General features: G+C 73.4%; 17 protein-coding genes. 14 read left to right on the top strand and 3 right to left on the bottom strand.

Translation table 11 applies throughout. The features are described 5' to 3' along the window. Positions 1-205 precede the first annotated feature (205 nt). From srlA to BF93_RS13435, 11 genes are all read left to right on the top strand, one after another. Positions 206-898 carry a PTS glucitol/sorbitol transporter subunit IIC gene (gene srlA, locus BF93_RS13485; protein WP_232226426.1) on the top strand — a complete coding sequence of 231 codons (693 nt, stop codon included), beginning with the start codon at positions 206-208 and terminating at the stop codon, positions 896-898. After that, complete coding sequence (gene srlE / locus BF93_RS13480) at positions 895-1,932, top strand: PTS glucitol/sorbitol transporter subunit IIB (protein ID WP_038373351.1); 1,038 nt, start codon at positions 895-897, stop codon at positions 1,930-1,932. Before srlA ends, srlE begins: the two co-directional genes overlap by 4 nt. Positions 1,933-1,943: 11 nt before the next feature. Next, positions 1,944-2,315 (top strand): PTS glucitol/sorbitol transporter subunit IIA, encoded by a 372-nt coding sequence (locus BF93_RS13475; protein WP_038373350.1) that lies wholly within the window; start codon positions 1,944-1,946, stop codon positions 2,313-2,315. 15 nt (positions 2,316-2,330) lie between these two features. After that, a complete protein-coding gene (locus BF93_RS13470) occupies positions 2,331-2,756 on the top strand; it encodes a transcriptional regulator GutM (RefSeq protein ID WP_051486962.1) in 426 nt (141 codons plus the stop codon). Next, on the top strand, positions 2,753-4,054 hold the full coding sequence (locus BF93_RS13465) for an NAD(P)H-dependent oxidoreductase (RefSeq protein WP_038373349.1): 1,302 nt from the start codon (positions 2,753-2,755) through the stop codon (positions 4,052-4,054). Before BF93_RS13470 ends, BF93_RS13465 begins: the two co-directional genes overlap by 4 nt. Then, a complete protein-coding gene (locus tag BF93_RS13460) occupies positions 4,051-5,067 on the top strand; it encodes a thiamine pyrophosphate-dependent dehydrogenase E1 component subunit alpha (protein ID WP_051486961.1) in 1,017 nt (338 codons plus the stop codon). The genes BF93_RS13465 and BF93_RS13460 overlap by 4 nt, the downstream gene beginning before the upstream one ends. After that, positions 5,064-6,053, top strand: coding sequence for an alpha-ketoacid dehydrogenase subunit beta (locus BF93_RS13455; RefSeq protein ID WP_038373347.1), 990 nt, complete (start codon positions 5,064-5,066; stop codon positions 6,051-6,053). Before BF93_RS13460 ends, BF93_RS13455 begins: the two co-directional genes overlap by 4 nt. A gap of 2 nt (positions 6,054-6,055) precedes the next feature. Then, positions 6,056-7,372, top strand: a complete 1,317-nt coding sequence (locus tag BF93_RS13450; protein WP_038373345.1) for a dihydrolipoamide acetyltransferase family protein — start codon at positions 6,056-6,058, stop codon at positions 7,370-7,372. 232 nt (positions 7,373-7,604) lie between these two features. Next, positions 7,605-7,880 carry a PTS sugar transporter subunit IIB gene (locus BF93_RS13445; protein ID WP_038373344.1) on the top strand — a complete coding sequence of 92 codons (276 nt, stop codon included), beginning with the start codon at positions 7,605-7,607 and terminating at the stop codon, positions 7,878-7,880. Between the two features lie 104 nt (positions 7,881-7,984). Then, positions 7,985-9,397, top strand: a complete 1,413-nt coding sequence (locus tag BF93_RS13440; RefSeq protein WP_051486960.1) for a PTS galactitol transporter subunit IIC — start codon at positions 7,985-7,987, stop codon at positions 9,395-9,397. Next, on the top strand, positions 9,394-9,894 hold the full coding sequence (locus BF93_RS13435) for a PTS sugar transporter subunit IIA (RefSeq protein ID WP_051486959.1): 501 nt from the start codon (positions 9,394-9,396) through the stop codon (positions 9,892-9,894). Before BF93_RS13440 ends, BF93_RS13435 begins: the two co-directional genes overlap by 4 nt. 8 nt (positions 9,895-9,902) lie before the next feature. On the opposite strand, the gene BF93_RS13430 is transcribed toward BF93_RS13435, so the two are convergent. Together BF93_RS13430 and BF93_RS13425 are read right to left on the bottom strand one after the other, a co-directional pair. Continuing rightward, positions 9,903-10,859 (bottom strand): sugar-binding transcriptional regulator, encoded by a 957-nt coding sequence (locus BF93_RS13430; protein ID WP_038373343.1) that lies wholly within the window; start codon positions 10,857-10,859, stop codon positions 9,903-9,905. A gap of 81 nt (positions 10,860-10,940) precedes the next feature. Then, positions 10,941-11,402 (bottom strand): AAA family ATPase, encoded by a 462-nt coding sequence (locus BF93_RS13425; protein WP_038373342.1) that lies wholly within the window; start codon positions 11,400-11,402, stop codon positions 10,941-10,943. A gap of 110 nt (positions 11,403-11,512) precedes the next feature. Here BF93_RS13425 and BF93_RS13420 point away from each other — a divergent pair, with 110 nt between their 5' ends. From BF93_RS13420 to BF93_RS13410, 3 genes are all read left to right on the top strand, one after another. Further along, the gene (locus tag BF93_RS13420; protein ID WP_038373341.1) at positions 11,513-12,535 is read left to right on the top strand and encodes a Gfo/Idh/MocA family protein; all 1,023 of its coding nucleotides are present in this window, start codon (positions 11,513-11,515) and stop codon (positions 12,533-12,535) included. A 310-nt stretch (positions 12,536-12,845) separates the two neighbouring features. After that, positions 12,846-13,694 (top strand): carbon-nitrogen hydrolase family protein, encoded by an 849-nt coding sequence (locus tag BF93_RS13415; protein WP_198025436.1) that lies wholly within the window; start codon positions 12,846-12,848, stop codon positions 13,692-13,694. 38 nt (positions 13,695-13,732) lie between these two features. Further along, the gene (locus BF93_RS13410) at positions 13,733-14,455 is read left to right on the top strand and encodes an O-methyltransferase (protein WP_332248919.1); all 723 of its coding nucleotides are present in this window, start codon (positions 13,733-13,735) and stop codon (positions 14,453-14,455) included. 16 nt (positions 14,456-14,471) lie between these two features. Here the strand turns inward: BF93_RS13410 and BF93_RS13405 are convergent, their stop codons facing one another. After that, positions 14,472-15,395 carry a hypothetical protein gene (locus tag BF93_RS13405; protein ID WP_156954148.1) on the bottom strand — a complete coding sequence of 308 codons (924 nt, stop codon included), beginning with the start codon at positions 15,393-15,395 and terminating at the stop codon, positions 14,472-14,474. Between the last annotated feature and the right edge of the window lie 184 nt (positions 15,396-15,579).

Here is a 15,579-nt window from a genome sequence, read left to right as displayed (position 1 = left end):
CCGGATTACCCCCGGGGAGGGACTTGCGCGCCCGCTGTGCCGGAGGGCACGATGTCACCGCACGAGTACACAGGTGTGCTTCTGGTTATCACAGATGTGACGACCGTTCGTGCCCAGCGTCGGGCCCGACCCGCCCGCGCACCACCGCACCACCGCCCTGTCCGAGGCGCCGCCGGCGCCGCCCGTGGATCGAAGGAGATTCACCATGACTCGCTCCGTCCCGCTCGGGACCGGCGCCCTGGAGAAGGCCGACGGCCTGATCCTCGCCGAGCCCGCAGCGCCCGCCGTCGGCGCGGACAACCCGGTGATGAAGGCCGTCACCTGGGTCGCCGAGCACTTCATCGGCCTGTTCCAGGCCTCCGCAGACAGCTTCATGGGCCTCGTGACCGGGGTCCTCCCGCTGCTGATCGTCCTGCTCACCGCGATGTACGCGGTGACCACGTGGATCGGCGAGGACCGCGTGACCCGCGCCGTGCAGTGGTCGGGGAAGTACGCCCTGACCCGCTACACGCTGATGCCGATCCTCGCGGTCATCATGCTCACCAACCCCATGGCCTACACCTTCGGGCGCTTCCTGCCCGAGCGGTACAAGCCCGCCTTCTACGACTCCGCCGTCTCCTTCGTGCACCCGGTGACGAGCTTCTTCCCGCACGCCAACGCCGGGGAGATCTTCGTGTGGACCGGCGTCAGCGCCGGCGTCCTCGCGGTGAACCCGGGGGCCTACACGAAGCTCGCCGTCCTGTACTTCCTCGTCGGCATCATCGTGATCCTCATCCGCGGCATGGTCACCCAGTGGATCACCGCCGTGATGATCCGCCGCGACCCGCAGCACCGCGCGACCTTCGCCCAGTTCGACGCCGACTACCAGGACGGCCGCATCCAGGGAGGCTCCCGATGAGCGCAGGCAGCGTGCGCGTCCGCCACGGACGCGGCGGCTGGGGCCCCGGCCTCACCCTCACCCCGACCGAGGGCAAGGACATCGTCCTGTCCGTGACCAGCGGCGGGATCCACCCCGTCGCCGCGAGGATCGCCGAGCTCACCGGCGCCACCGCGGTCGACGGCTTCACCAACCACATCGACGACGAGCGCGTGATGTGCGCGGTCATCAACTGCGGCGGCACCGCCCGCATCGGCGTCTACCCCCGCAAGCGCATCCCCACCGTCGACGTCTACCCGGGCGAGCCCTCCGGTCCGCTCGCGCAGTTCATCACCGAGGACATCTTCGTCTCCGCCGTCGGGGTCGAGGACGTGCTGCCGGCCGATGAGGACGCCGCCGCGGCGGCCCCCGCCGCGGGGGCATCGGCCGCCGGGGCGACGGCCGCGGGCGCCCCGACGGCCCTGCCCACCAAGCAGGAGCGCATCGAGGCGACCGGCGCCGCCATGGCCGGCGGCGGCATGGGCGGGTTCTCCGGGATCGTCGTGAAGTTCGGCGGCGCGATCGGCTACTTCATCAACACCCTGCTGTCCTCCGGGCGCCAGGCCATCCAGCTGTGCCTGCAGACGATCATCCCGTTCATGGCGTACGTGTCGCTGCTGATCGGCATCGTCACCTACACCGGGATCTCCGAGGCGATCGCCAAGGGCGTCACCCCGCTGGTGCAGAACCCCATCGGCCTGGTGCTGCTGGGCGTCATCACCGCCATCCCGATCCTGTCCCCGATCCTCGGGCCGGGCGCCGCGATCGCCCAGGTCGTCGGCGTGCTCATGGGCACGCAGATCGGCGCCGGGAACCTGCCCGTGCAGTACGCGCTGCCGACCCTGTTCGCGATCAACGGCCAGGTGGGCTGCGACTTCATCCCCGTCGGCCTGTCCCTCGGGGAGGCGAAGGCGGAGACGGTCGCCATCGGCGTGCCCGCCGTGCTCTTCTCCCGCCTGATCACCTCGCCGATCGCCGTCGTCATCGCCTACCTCGCCGGCTTCCTCGTCAACTGAAAGGCCCCCTCATGACCACCGAGCTGTACACCTCGACCGTCACCGGCATCGGCGCCGATGCCCCCGGCATGTTCGAGGCCGGGGTGATCATCCTGTTCGGCGAGCCGGTGCCGCCGGCCCTGGCCGACGTCAGCGTCGTCCACGCCCATACCGGCGAGCTCGCCCGCGACATCGAGCCCGGCGACGTGATCGCCATCGGCCCCGCGGAGTACCGGGTGGAGCAGATCGGCGAGCAGGCCTCCGGCAACATGCGGGAGCTGGGGCACCTGGTGCTGTACGTCGACGCGGGGGAGCAGAAGCTGCTGCCCGGCGCCGTGCACGTCACCGGCCCCGCTCCCGCCCCGCAGACCGGCGCGCGGATCACCGTCCGCGCCGGCGGCTGACCCGAGGAGCACCCCATGGACCAGCTCGGATTCGTCGTCCTGCTGATCGCCGCGATCCTCCTGTCGTTCGCGTTCAGCTACCTCCAGCACCGCGCCTACTCCCGCACCGTGCGCGCGGTGGCCCTCGCCCACGACCGCACGGGCGTGGTCGTCGTCTCCGGGCGCGGCAAGGGATTCCTGCGCGGATGCGTCGTCATCCTCGCGGTGGACACCACCACCCGGCGCATCCTCGAGGCCCGCACCATGCAGGGCTCGACCGTCCTGGCGCGGTTCCGCCGCGCCGAGTTCCTCGAGGGCCCGCTGAAGGCCGCCCCCTCCCGCGCCACCAGCCGGTGGATGGAGGAGGCCCTCCAGCAGGCCACCACCCAGTACCGCGAGACCGCCCGGTCCGCCCGCCGGTCGCATCCCGCCGCGACCACCCCGAAAGGATCCGCAGCATGAGCTACTCACAGCGTCTGGCCGAGCGCGAGGCCGCCCTCGGCCGCCCCGTCCGCGTCGGCGTCGTCGGCGCCGGGCAGATGGGATCGGGCCTGGTCGCCCAGGTCCATCGCGCCCGCGGCATGGAGGTCGCCGCCGTGGCCGACGTCGCCGTCGAGCGGGCCGAGCAGGCGCTCGCCGCGGCCGGCCGCACCGACGTGGTCCGCGCCGCCTCGATCGAGGAGGCCGCCCGCGTCATCGAGGCCGGGCAGGCCGCCGTCCTGGACGACGGGCTGCGCCTGGCCGAGCTGCCGCTGGACATCGTCGTGGAGGTCTCCGGCATCCCCGACGTCGCCGCCCAGGTGGCGCTGTCCTGCGTGCTCGCCGGCACCGACGTCGCCCTGATGACCGTGGAGGCCGATGTGACCGTCGGCCTGCTGCTGTCCCGCATGGCCGCCGCCGGCGACGCCGTCTACACGGTGTGCCGCGGCGACGAGCCCGTCGAGTGCGTCAAGCTCGTCGAGTACGCCCAGGACCTGGGCCTCGAGGTGGTCGTCGCCGGCAAGGGCAAGAACAATCCGATGCGGCCCACGGACGTCCCCGAGGACGTCGAGGAGGAGGCGAAGCGCAAGGGCATGAACCCCAAGATGCTGTGCTCCTTCACCGACGGCACCAAGACCCAGATCGAGATGGCGGCGCTGGCCAACGCGACCGGCTACGCGATCGAGGAGCCGGGCATGCACGGCGAGGCCGTGGACCTCGCCGACCTCGCGAAGAAGCTCCGCCCGGCCTCCGAGGGCGGGATCATCCAGGGCGAGCGGCCCGTGGTCGAGTACGTGACCGGCGACGTCGCCCCCGGCGTCTTCGTCATCGCCCGCAGCGACAACGCGGTGGTCACCGAGGAGCTGCACTACCTGCGCCTGCCCGGGGAGGGCGACTACTTCCAGATCTACCGCCCCTACCACCTGGCCTCCGTCGAGGCGCCCCTGTCGATCGGGGAGGCCGTGCTGGACCGCCGGCCCTCCTTCATCTCCACCACCTGGAGCGCCGACGTCATCGCGACGGCGAAGTCCGACCTCGCCGCCGGCACCCGGCTCGAGGGCATCGGCGGCCACCACCTGCACGGCACCGCCTACGACGCCGGCCAGGCCCGCGAGGCGGACCTGCTGCCGATCGCGCTCGCCGCGACCTCCACCCTGGTGCGGGACGTCCCCGCCGGGCAGGCCCTCACCTACGCCGACGTCGAGCTGGACGAGTCGCGGCCGCTGGTCGCGATGCGCCGCATGCAGGACGCCCTGATCGGCTCGGGGGTGGTCCGATGAGCACCGCGCTCCTCGAGGACGCCGCGGCCGCGCTCGAGGCCCTCGGCACCATGTGGCGGATCCGCCTGTTCGAGGAGGCCGTCGAGGACCTCTACGGCCGCGGCATGATGCACGGCACCATGCACCTGTCCATCGGCGAGGAGGCGATCCCCACCGGGACCTGCCTGAACCTCGTCGAGGGCGACCAGATCACCTCCACCCACCGCGGCCACGGGCACTGCATCGCCCGCGGCGCGGACCTCGGGAGGATGATGGCCGAGCTGCTGGCCAAGGACAACGGCTACTGCCGCGGCCGCGGCGGGTCGATGCACATCGCCGATGTCGCCACCGGGAACCTCGGCGCCAACGGCATCGTCGCCGGCGGCGTGCCCATCGCCGCCGGCGCCGGGCTGACCAACCAGCTCACCGGCAACGGGAAGGTCGCCGTGTGCTTCCACGGCGACGGGGCCGTGGGCGAGGGCGCCTGGCACGAGGCCCTGACGCTGGCGTCGATGTGGGACCTGCCGGTGGTGTTCGTGTGCGAGAACAACCAGTACGGCATGTCCATGTCCGCGAAGTCCGCCTTCAAGGTCGACCTCTCGGCCAAGGCCGCCGGCTACGGCATCCCCGGCGAGACCGTCGACGGGAACGACGTGGTCGCGGTCGCCGAGGCCACCGCCCGCGCCATCGACCGGGCCCGCGCGGGGGAGGGGCCCAGCTTCATCGAGGCCGTCACCTACCGCTGGCGCGGCCACTCGAAGTCGGACAAGAACCGCTACCGCAGCAAGGAGGAGATCGCCGAGTGGAAGGGCCGCGACCCGATCGCCGCCTTCGCCCACCGGCTGCTCGAGTCCGGCCTGGTCGACCAGGCGCAGCTGGACGCCGCGCAGTCCGCCGCCCGAGACGCGATCCGTGAGTCCGTCGTCTTCGGTACCAAGGGCGAGGACCCCGATCCCGCCGCCCTTCTCGACGCCGTCTACGCGCCCTCCGCCGTGGACGCCACCGACACCCGGCTCCAGGAGGCCTCCCGATGAGCATGCGCGAGATGACCTACTCCGAGGCGATCCGCGAGGCCATGGCCCTGGCCATGACGGCCGACGAGCGGGTGTTCCTCATGGGCGAGGACGTCGGCCTGTACGGCGGCGCGTTCGGCGTGGAGAACGACCTCATCGACCGCTTCGGGGCCGAGCGCGTGCGCGACACGACGATCTCCGAGCTCGGGATCGTCGGCATGGGCGTCGGCGCGGCGGTCACCGGCATGCGGCCCATCGTCGAGATCCAGTTCTCCGACTTCACCGCCCAGGCCATGGACCAGATCGCCAACCAGGCCGCGAAGCTCCACTTCATGGTCGGCGGGCAGGCGACCGTGCCGCTGGTGATCCGCGCCCCCGGCGGCTCCGGCACCGGCGCCGCCGCCCAGCACTCCCAGTCCCTCGAGGCCTGGTTCACGTGCATCCCCGGGCTGAAGGTCGTCATGCCCTCGAACGCGACCGATGCCGCCGAGCTGCTGCTGGCCGCGCTCGAGGACCCCAACCCCGTGATCGTCCTCGAGCACAAGCTGCTGTACAAGCAGTCCTTCGAGGTGCCCGAGACCTTCGCGGTGGGCCGCCTGGGCGTGGGCCGGATCGAGCGCGAGGGCAGCGACCTGACCATCGTCGCCACCGGCGTCGAGGTGCAGCGCGCCCTCGAGGCGGCCGAGCAGCTCGCCGCCGACGGCATCAGCGCCGAGGTCATCGACCCCCGCACCCTCAAGCCGCTGGACCTGCCGCTGATCGTCTCCTCCGTCGTGAAGACCGGGCGGGCGCTGCTGGTGCAGGAGTCCGTGCGCTTCGGCGGGTTCATGGGGGAGATCTCCGCGAGCATCGTCGAGTCCGAGGCCTTCGGGCACCTGCAGGCGCCGGTGCGGCGCCTGTGCGGCCTCGACGTCCCGATCCCGTACAACCCCGACCTCGAGAAGGCCGCCGTCCCGCAGGTCGGGGACATCGTCCGCGAGGCGACCGCGCTCGTGAGGGAGTGGTGACCATGGCCGACATCCCCCTGACCATGCCCAAGATGTCCATGACCATGGAGGAGGGCACCCTCACCGAATGGCACGTCGCCGAGGGCGACGTGATCGCCAAGGGCGACGTCGTCGCCGTGGTCATGACCGACAAGGTCGACATGGAGGTCGAGTCCCCGGCCGCAGGCACCGTCACCTCCCTGCTGTGCGCCGAGGGGGACGTCGTCCCCGTCGGCGGGAACATCGCCATCGTCGCCAGCGAGGAGGACGACCTGCTCGGGGACCTGTTCTCCGGCGACGGCGGGGACGCGGGGGCCGACGCCTCCGGCGGGATCGACACGGCCGCCGACCCCGGGGCGAGCGCAGCGCCGGACTCCCCGCCCGGGCCCTCGGGATCCGGGGAGGTCGCCGGCGGTGCGGCGGACGGGCCGATGCCGCCGTCCGTGCCCCTGGCCCGCAAGCTCGCCCGCGACCACGGCCTGGACCTGCGGACCATCACCCCGACCGGCCCGCACGGGACGGTGCGCGTCAAGGACGTCAAGGAGGCGATCACCGCCTCCGGGGCGCAGCGGCAGGACCCGGCGGCCGCCGCGCCTGCCGCCGGCACGCCCGCTCCCGCCTCGGGCGCATCGGCCGCAGCAGCCGCGCCCGTGGTCGAGGCCGCACCGGAGGAGCTGCTGGGCACCGCGCGCGAGCGCCGCACCCGCCAGCTCACCGCGCAGGCCATGGCCGCCACCCCGCTGATCCCGCAGTTCACCGCGTTCCGGCGGATGGACCTGTCCGTCGCGGCGCGGGCCCGCACCGGCGTGCTGAAGGGCGTCAGCTGGACCACGCTCCTGCTGCGCGCCTATGCGATGCTCCTGCGCGGGAACGAGCAGCTGAACGGCTCGTGGGCCGGCACCGGGGTCAGGCGCAACCCCACCGTGGACGTCGTCCTCGCGGTCGACACCCCCGGCGGGCTGCTGGTGCCCGTGCTGCGCGAGCCCGACCAGCTGGGCGTGCGGGAGCTGGACGCTCAGGTCCGCGCCATCGGCGCCTCCGCCAAGGAGGGGAAGGTCGACCCGTCGCTGTTCGGGCCGGCCACCGGCACCCTGTCCAACCTGGGCGGGCTGGGCGTGGACCGGTTCAACGCCCTGATCACCCCGCCGCAGGCGACGGCGCTCAGCGTCGGCACCGTGGGCGTCGCCCCCGTCGTCGAGGCGGACGGCACCCTCGGCGCCCGCATGACCTGCGAGCTCGGCCTGAGCATCGACCACCGCGTCGCGGACGGCGCCGATGCCGCCCGTGCCCTGCAGACCATCCAGGACCTCCTGGACGACCCGCTGCGGCTCGCGCTGTAGCGACGGGCGACGCCGAGGGCGTGCACGGACGGCGGTCTGAGGGCCGCGAGCCAGGCGATCGCCTGGCTCGCGGCTCCTGGACGACCGGTCGTGCCCGCCCCCGGCGCCGGGTCGCTCCGCCGCGGAGCACGAGCCCGGCCCGTCCGCCTCCCCGGACGCCCGAGGTGCACGCCCCGCCCCGGCACTACCCTCGTACACACCCGCCCGACCCTCACGACCTCCAGGAGCAGCCATGAAGAAGGTCCTCATCATCTGCGGAACCGGCGTCGCGACCTCGACCGTCGTCGCCGCGAAGGTCCGAGACCACCTCGCCGCCCAGGGCATCGAGGCGGACGTCTCCCAGGGCAAGGTCATGGACCTCATGGGCCCCGCGCCCGAGGTCGACCTCATCGTCGCCACCACTGAGGTGCCCGCCACCCTCGGCGTCCCCGTGGTGCGGGCCCTGCCGCTGCTGACCGGCATCGGCGAGGACGCCGCGCTCGCGGAGATCGTCTCCGCGCTGTCCTGACCGCCTGATCGACCGGCCGAGCCCGGCCCGCCCCCGCGGGCGCCTGCCCGGCGGGACCCTCACCCCTGCGCTCGAGGACGAGCGCCGCCCCAAGGAGCGCCATCATGGAGAGCATCCTCGGCCCGATCTCGGGCTATCTCACCGGACTGGGACCGAGCGTCGTGCTGCCGGTCCTCATCACGATCTTCGGGCTGATCCTCGGGCTGAAGCTGGGGAAGTCCTTCCGCGCCGGCGTGACCATCGGCATCGGGTTCATCGGCATCAACCTCGTGATCGGGCTGCTGGGCGGCCAGGTCGGCCCGGCCGCGACCGCCATGGCGGAGGGCCTGGGCGTGAACCTCGACGTGGTCGACGTCGGCTGGCCCTCCTCGGCCGCCATCGCCTTCGGCTCCGCCATCGGGGCGATGATCATCCCGCTGGGCCTGCTGGTGAACGTGATCCTGCTGGTCACCGGGCTGACGCGGACCTTCGACATCGACCTGTGGAACTACTGGCACAGCGCCCTGATCGGGGCGCTCGTGGCGGCGGTGACCGAGAGCTTCCTGCTGGGGCTGCTGAGCGCCGCCGTCCACCTCGCCCTGGTCCTGGCCTTCGCCGACCTCACCGCGCCGATCGTCCAGAAGTACTTCCAGCTGCCGGAGATCTCCTTCCCGCACGGCACCTCGGCCCCGTACGGCCTGCTCGCCATCCCGCTGAACCGCCTGTTCGACGCGATCCCGGGGCTGAACCGGCTGGACGCGACCCCGGCGGCGATCCAGAAGCGCTTCGGCATGTTCGGGGAGTCGCTCATGATGGGCCTGGTGCTGGGCCTGCTGATCGGCATCTTCGGCTACGGCTTCGACGATCCGGCGGCCGATTCGACGGCGATCCTCACCCTGGCGATCTCCCTCGCGGCGGCGATGTTCCTGCTGCCGCGGATGGTGGCGATCCTCATGGAGGGGCTGATGCCGATCTCCGAGGCGGCGCGCACCTTCGTCCAGAAGCGCTTCCCGGGCCGCACCTTCTACATCGGCCTGGACTCCGCGGTCGCCGTCGGCCAGCCCTCGGTGATCGCGACCTCGCTGATCCTGGTGCCGGTCACGCTGCTCATCGCGGTGGCCCTCGCCCCGGCCGGCAACCGCGTGCTGCCGCTGGTGGACCTCGCGACGATCCCCTTCGTGGTCGCGGTGATGGTGCCGATCTTCCGCGGGAACATCGTCCGCAGCGTGATCGGCGGCGGGATCCTCATCGGCGCCGGACTGTTCGTCGCCACCTGGATCGCGCCGACGTTCACGCAGGTCGCCGTCGCCTCCGGGTTCGCGCTCGAGGAGGGGCAGACGACGATCTCCTCGATCGTGGACGGCGCCAACCCGCTCACCGCGGTGTTCTTCGCCGCCGCCCGGCTGGGCGTTCCGGGCGTGCTCGGCGCGGCCCTCCTCTCCCTCGGGGCGGTCTTCGCGATCCGCGTCGCGATGGCCCGCCGGGATCGCGCCGCGGCCGCCGAGGCCGCGGCCGGGTCGCAGGAGCCGTCGGCATGAGCGCCTCCGCCGGGGACGGCGCGCCCGAGCCCGTGCCGTCCCCGCTCGCGCTCCTGCCCGGGGCGGCCATCGCCGGCTGCGCGGCGGCCGATGCCGAGGGCGTGCTGCGCGCGCTCGCGGCCCGGCTCCTGGCCTCCGGCGCGGTCACCGGCTCCTTCGAGGAGGCCGTCCTCGCCCGCGAGGCCGCCTACCCGACGGGCCTGCCCACCATCGTCCCCGCCGCGATCCCGCACACCGACCCCGAGCACGTGCTGCGCCCCGGGCTTGCGGTGGCGACGCTGCAAGCGCCGGTCGCCTTCGGGGAGATGGGCTCGTCCGGGGCCGAGGTGCAGGTGCAGCTGGTGGTGATGCTGGTGCTCGCCGACGCCCACAGCCAGCTCGCCGCGCTGCAGAGCCTCATCGCCCGCCTGCAGGACGAGGCCGCCGTCCGCGAGGTCCTCGCCGCGCGCGACGACGCCGATCTGGAGGCCCGCGCCCGCGCCTGGCTCGCCGGCTGACCGGGCGCTCACACCCGGGCGAGGACCTCGCGGGCCAGGTCGGTGTCCAGCACGATCGTGTCGATGATGCCGCTGCGCAGCACGCCGATCACCCCGGGGGCCTTCTCGATGCCGGCGGCCACGCCCACCACCTCGGGGATCGCCTGGAGCTCCTCGAAGGTCACCGCGAGCACGCGGTCCTGCGCGGGCGGGCCCAGCGGCACGCCGTGCGCGTCGACGAAGCGGGCGCAGACGTCGCCGACGGGGTTCTGCTGCTCGAAGGCGATGCGCTCGCTCTCGGACAGCTTCATCTGCCGCACCAGATGAGGGGAGGAGTGGAAGCCGGTCGAGCCGATGCCGACGATCGCCAGCTCGACCTTCCCGGCCGCATCCAGCACCGAGGCGATCGAGGACTCGGCCCGCAGGCTGCGCACCGTCGTCGCGGACTCGAGCACCGCCGGGGCGTACAGCGTCTCCGGCCGGGCGCCCAGGCGCGAGGCGAGCACGCGCAGCACCGACTCCCCGGACTCGAGCTGGTCCAGCGCGCTGTGCCCGCCCACCAGCGGCAGCACCCGCGGCGGCGGCCGCAGGTGCAGGGCGTCGAGGTGGGCGACGACGTCCTGCACCGTCTGCCCCCAGGACACGCCGATGCTGCGCACCTGGGCGGCGCGGTCCATGATCACGGCCGCGCCCTCCCGGGCCACGACCTCGATGCCCACCACCCGGGAGGCGGCGACGACATGTGCCTCGCGCAGGGAGAACGCGGAGCGCAGGGCGAGCTCGAGCACCTGGTCGCGCTGGGGCGGGCCCTCCGGATCGTGGATCGTGATCTCGACGATCCCGCGGTCGCGGGCCTGCGTGAGGATGCGCGAGACGTTCGAGCGGGACAGGTTCAGCTCCCGCGCGACCTCCGTCTGCGAGCGGCCCTGCTCGTAGTACAGGCGCGCGGCCCTCACGATCACGCTGGTGTCGCGAGGGGCTGGCATGGTCACTCCCGGGTGGGGCGGGTCGGTCGGGTGGTCTCAGGGTACGCATCCTCGCGGCCGCGTGCGGGGCGAATCGCGCGGTCAGCGGGAGGTTCGCGGGCCCGATCCCAGGAGCTGCTCGAGGATGTCGGCCAGCTCGGCGGTGGGGCGCAGGGCGTCGAGCTCGAGGTCCGCGCTGCGGCGCAGCAGCGGCTCGACCTCGGCGTGCTGGCTCCGGATCTCGGCGCGGTCGGCAGGGGTGCTGCCGTAGGGGTTGTCGGTGCGGGCGGCGACCCGGTCCAGGATGACCTCGAGCGGCGCGCTGAGCAGGACGACGTGGTCGAAGCGGTCGCGGAACCGGCCCTGGTTCTCGACGGTCCCCTGGACCACGATCTCCTCGTGCGCGGCCAGCAGCGCGGCGATGCGCGGCTCGTCCCAGGTGCCCTCGGGCAGCACGTAGCCGCCGTAGTCCGTGTCCACCACGCGGCGGCCGCGTCGGGCGAGCTCGGTCAGGAGGGTCGTCTTGCCGGTGCCGGACATGCCGGTGACGAGGATGCGCACCATGGCACGAGCCTACGGGCCGCGCCCTCCGCGCCGGATCGCGGCCGCCTCTGGCGTCCCACCCCCGACGCCCCTAGTATGTCCGGACAAATACTCGTCTCTGGAGGGGCCCCATGCGCATCGGACTCGTCGGCTTCGGCTTCGGCGGCCAGAAGTTCCACCTGCCGTACATCCAGGCCGTCCCCGACTGGGAGATCGCCGGGGTCGTCACCCGGTCCCCGCAGCGTCGCGCCGAGCTGGCCGCCGCGGCGGCGGGCGTGCCGGCCGTCGACGACCTCGACGCCCTGATCGACCTCGGCGTGGACGCCGTCGTCATCACCACCCCTCCGCAGACCCGCCGCGAGCTGGTGCTGCGGGCCCTGGCCCGCGGCGTGCACGTCGTCGCGGACAAGCCCTTCGCGCCCGATGCGCAGGTGGCCCGGGAGATGGCCGCGGCAGCCGAGCAGGCCGGGCGCCTGCTCACCGTCTTCCACAACCGCCGTTGGGACACCGATCTGCGCACCGCCGCGGAGGTGCTCGCGGACGGGGCGATCGGCACGCCCTGGCGCGCCGTGAACCGCTTCGACCTCGACGAGCCGGGGACCCTCGAGGTCGGCCCCGCGCACGGGCTGCTGCGCGATCTCGGCTCCCATCTCGTCGACCAGATGACGCACCTGTTCGGCCCGGTCGCGCGGGTGGACGCCCACCTGGACCTGGTCGAGGTCGAGGGGCACCAGGTCGACGCGGGCTTCGTCGTGGCCCTGCACCACGCCTCCGGCGTCCACTCCACGGTCTCGGCGAGCAAGATCAACCATCTGGCCGAGCGGGAGCTGGTGCTGTGGGGCTCGCAGGGGGCGTACACCTCGCGCATGCGCGACGTGCAGACCGATGCGATCCTGCGGGGCGAGCACCCGGCGACGGCCGCGGACTGGGGGCGCGAGCAGCCCGAGCGCTGGGGCGTCCTGCACACGGCGGACGGTGCGCGTCCCGTGCCCAGCGCTGCGGGCGACTATGCCGAGTTCTACCGCCGTCTGCATGCCTCGGTCGCCGAGGGCGCGCCTCTGGCCGTCCTCCTCGACGAGGCGATCCACACCGTGGAGATCACCGACGCCGCCCGCCTCAGCGCCCTCGAGGGACGCACCGTCGAGCTCCGCTGAGATCCCTCGCGGAGCCCGCGCCCGGCGCTATGCTCGACATGGCGTGTCCGACGCCCAACCCCGATGGCCCGTCCCCAGCACGGGCCCGCACCGCGCGTGCAGCCGGGGCAGAGGGACCCTGTCTCCGGTCGCCGTCGTGGATCGCCCGTGCCTCGGGCCGCGGCTGCTGGGGAGCGGGCCAGGGGCATCGCGGGAGTTCCGGATGACAGCAGATCGAGCACGCAAGAAGCGCGTGCGCGCCCGCATGGCGCGCACCGGCGAGTCCTACACGGCTGCCCTCCGGCACCTCCGCTCCGCCGAAGGAGACGACGTGCCCACCACCGACACCACCCCTGCCCCCTCCCTCCGCCTCGCGGTCGCGCAGACGACCCTGCGCACCGACCCGGCCGATGCCGCCGCGATCCGCGCCGGCGCCCGCGAGGTCCTCGCCCTGATGCGGGAGGCCCGCGCCCGGGGCGCGGACCTGCTCCAGCTGCCCGAGGCGACGCTCTGCTTCCCCGACAAGCGGCTGCTCTCCCGCTCCCGCGAGGAGATCACCGACGCCGACTGGTCCCGTCTGGCCTGGGACGAGCTCGACCGCGCCGTGGCCGCGATCCGCAGCGGGGCGCGGGAGCTGTCCCTGCGCACCGTCCTCGGCGTGCAGACCCGGGCGGCCGAGGCGCCGCGCCCGCGCAGCAGCCTGCTGGTCATCGGCCCCGACGGCGCGATCGAGGCGCAGTACGACGAGCGGCGCCTGTCCCGCACCAAGGAGGCGCACCTGTACGAGCGCGGCCACGCGCAGGTCACGATCGACGTGGGCGGGATCCGTCTGGGCCTCGCCTCCGGTCTCGAGGTCCTGTTCGGCGACGTGTTCCTCGGCTACGAGGACGCCGGGGCCGACGCGGTGCTGGTCTCCTGCCAGGCCCCGGCCGATGCGGATGCCTCCTACGGGCTGGTGATCTCGGCGCTGGCCATGGCGCGCCAGCACGGGCTGAGCATCGGCTGGAGCGCCTCGACGGCGAGCGCGGCGCACGCGCCGAGCGGCGTGATCGGTCCCGACGGCCGATGGGCCGCGACCTGCCCCGAGCAGGAGCGGCCCGCCGTCGTGGTGCACGAGATCGGGGCGCGGCCCGAGGGCGGGCCCCGCGCCTGGCGCCGCGCCATGGTCGCCGCCGACTGACCGGCGGCGCGGCGGCGGGCCGTGCCAGGATGACCCCTGTGGACGTCACCCCCGATCACGAGCCCGCCGCCGCCTCGACCCCGGTGAGCCGCTACGCCTCGGCGCCCGCCTGGCGCGCCGTGGACGCCTTTTTCACCCACGCGCTGGTGGGGGAGGACGAGGCCCTGGTCGCGGCGCGCGAGTCCGGTGCCCGCACGACCATGCCGAATGCCGAGGTCGCCGCCAACCAGGGCGCGCTGCTGGGCCTGCTCATCGGCATCGCCGGGGCCCGCCGCATGCTCGAGTTCGGGACGCTGGCCGGGTACTCGACGATCTGGTGCGCGCGGGCCGTCGGCGCGCAGGGCCACGTGACCACCCTCGAGCTGGCGCCGCAGAACGCCCACGTCGCGCTGGAGAACCTGGAGCGGGCCGGGGTCGCGGACCGCGTCGAGGTGCGCATCGGCCCGGCCGCGGAGTCGGCGCAGCGCCTGATCGAGGAGGGCGCGGAGCCCTACGACCTCGTGTTCATCGACGCGGACAAGCCCGGCAACCCCGCGTACCTCGCGGCGGCGCTGTGCCTGACCGGCCCGGGCGCGGTGATCGTCATCGACAACGTGGTGCGCGATGGCGCCGTGGTCGACGCCGCCAGCGAGGACCCGCGGGTCCAGGGCGTGCGGCAGGTCGTGCAGGACATCGCGGAGCATCCCGAGCTCGAGGCGACGGCCCTGCAGACCGTCGGCGTGAAGGGCTGGGACGGGCTGCTCATCGCCCGGCGGCGCTGAACCGCCGCGTCCGGGATCAGATCGAGCAGGACCAGGCGTCCGGCTTCGCACCGCGCAGCTGCATGCCCACGGTCGCGTCCCCGACACCGGCCGCGGTGATCTGCTCGAGCATCGCCTCGCACAGCGGTGACCGGAAGGCATCGACGTAGCCATGGACCGAGAGGCCGTCGCCGGAATCGACGAGGCTGACCTGATCGGCGCCGCCCTCCGTCGCCATCGTCGCGAGCTCCACCAGCAGTTCCTGACGGCCTTCGACCGGACCCGCGTCCACGCGCAGCTGGGCGTCGGTGCTCGTCCAGCCCTCCACGGTCACCTCCCATCGGACCTCGACATCATCTCCCTCGACCCCGATGGCGGTGATCTCGTCGTACGAGGAGACGAGGCCGACCAGATCGTCGGCCTGGACGGTGCAGTCGAAGGTCACCTCTGCGGAGGGATCGTCGCCCAGGTCCCGTCGGTCCAGCTCTGCCGCTGAGCAGGGGGAGCCGCCTGTCGTCCCGAGAAGGGAGAGGAGCAGCTCAGGGCCCGGATCGTAGGACGTCGCGACCCCGCGGGACCGGCCGGAATCCGGGGCGGCGCCGAGAAAGATCTGTGTCGTCTCGGGGCGGTCGTCGAGGATCTCGTCGATGCGGTCGTCGACCTCCTGGTACGCGGCGAGCTGCTCGTCCGGGCCGGGCACCTCGTCCCACACGAGGTGGACCTGGAGCGCGCCCGGGCTCCCGGACACCACGGAGAGGGTCGCCGTGTCGACGAGCCCCTCGGACTCCACGGCATCGGCGAGCTCCTCGAGGGTGCGGGGCTCCTCCGTCGCCGCGGAGGTCGCACTCGGCGTCGCGCGGGGCGACGACGGCGTCGGCATCGGCGGCTCCGGTTCCACAGAGCATCCGGCGAGCAGGAGGACCAGGACCGCGACGGCGGGAACGACGCTTCGGGATCGCATCCGCCGAGCCTACTCGGCCGCGGCGGGATCGTCGCTGCTCAGCGCGCCGTCCAGGGCCGGGGAGCGCTCCGTGGGGCGTTCCATCAGGACCGTCCGCGTCCTTCCACGTCCCGTCGGGCTGCGCCGAGGCCACCCCCGCGCGTTCCAGGGATCGTCGCGTTCTGTTCCACCTGCGGCGGGCGGG

The organism is Brachybacterium phenoliresistens (genome assembly GCF_000576425.1).
In the GTDB taxonomy this organism is placed as follows: Bacteria; Actinomycetota; Actinomycetes; order Actinomycetales; family Dermabacteraceae; genus Brachybacterium; species Brachybacterium phenoliresistens.
Note: the sequence above shows the minus strand (reverse complement) of the source record. Positions and strands in the feature narration are given on the sequence as shown.

Coding starts and splice junctions, on each gene's coding strand:
- srlA (WP_232226426.1), top strand. CDS start 206: ATGACTCGCTCCGTCCCGCTCGGGACCGGCGCCCTGGAGAAGGCCGAC.
- srlE (WP_038373351.1), top strand. CDS start 895: ATGAGCGCAGGCAGCGTGCGCGTCCGCCACGGACGCGGCGGCTGGGGC.
- BF93_RS13475 (WP_038373350.1), top strand. CDS start 1,944: ATGACCACCGAGCTGTACACCTCGACCGTCACCGGCATCGGCGCCGAT.
- BF93_RS13470 (WP_051486962.1), top strand. CDS start 2,331: ATGGACCAGCTCGGATTCGTCGTCCTGCTGATCGCCGCGATCCTCCTG.
- BF93_RS13465 (WP_038373349.1), top strand. CDS start 2,753: ATGAGCTACTCACAGCGTCTGGCCGAGCGCGAGGCCGCCCTCGGCCGC.
- BF93_RS13460 (WP_051486961.1), top strand. CDS start 4,051: ATGAGCACCGCGCTCCTCGAGGACGCCGCGGCCGCGCTCGAGGCCCTC.
- BF93_RS13455 (WP_038373347.1), top strand. CDS start 5,064: ATGAGCATGCGCGAGATGACCTACTCCGAGGCGATCCGCGAGGCCATG.
- BF93_RS13450 (WP_038373345.1), top strand. CDS start 6,056: ATGGCCGACATCCCCCTGACCATGCCCAAGATGTCCATGACCATGGAG.
- BF93_RS13445 (WP_038373344.1), top strand. CDS start 7,605: ATGAAGAAGGTCCTCATCATCTGCGGAACCGGCGTCGCGACCTCGACC.
- BF93_RS13440 (WP_051486960.1), top strand. CDS start 7,985: ATGGAGAGCATCCTCGGCCCGATCTCGGGCTATCTCACCGGACTGGGA.
- BF93_RS13435 (WP_051486959.1), top strand. CDS start 9,394: ATGAGCGCCTCCGCCGGGGACGGCGCGCCCGAGCCCGTGCCGTCCCCG.
- BF93_RS13430 (WP_038373343.1), bottom strand. CDS start 10,859: ATGCCAGCCCCTCGCGACACCAGCGTGATCGTGAGGGCCGCGCGCCTG.
- BF93_RS13425 (WP_038373342.1), bottom strand. CDS start 11,402: ATGGTGCGCATCCTCGTCACCGGCATGTCCGGCACCGGCAAGACGACC.
- BF93_RS13420 (WP_038373341.1), top strand. CDS start 11,513: ATGCGCATCGGACTCGTCGGCTTCGGCTTCGGCGGCCAGAAGTTCCAC.
- BF93_RS13405 (WP_156954148.1), bottom strand. CDS start 15,395: ATGCGATCCCGAAGCGTCGTTCCCGCCGTCGCGGTCCTGGTCCTCCTG.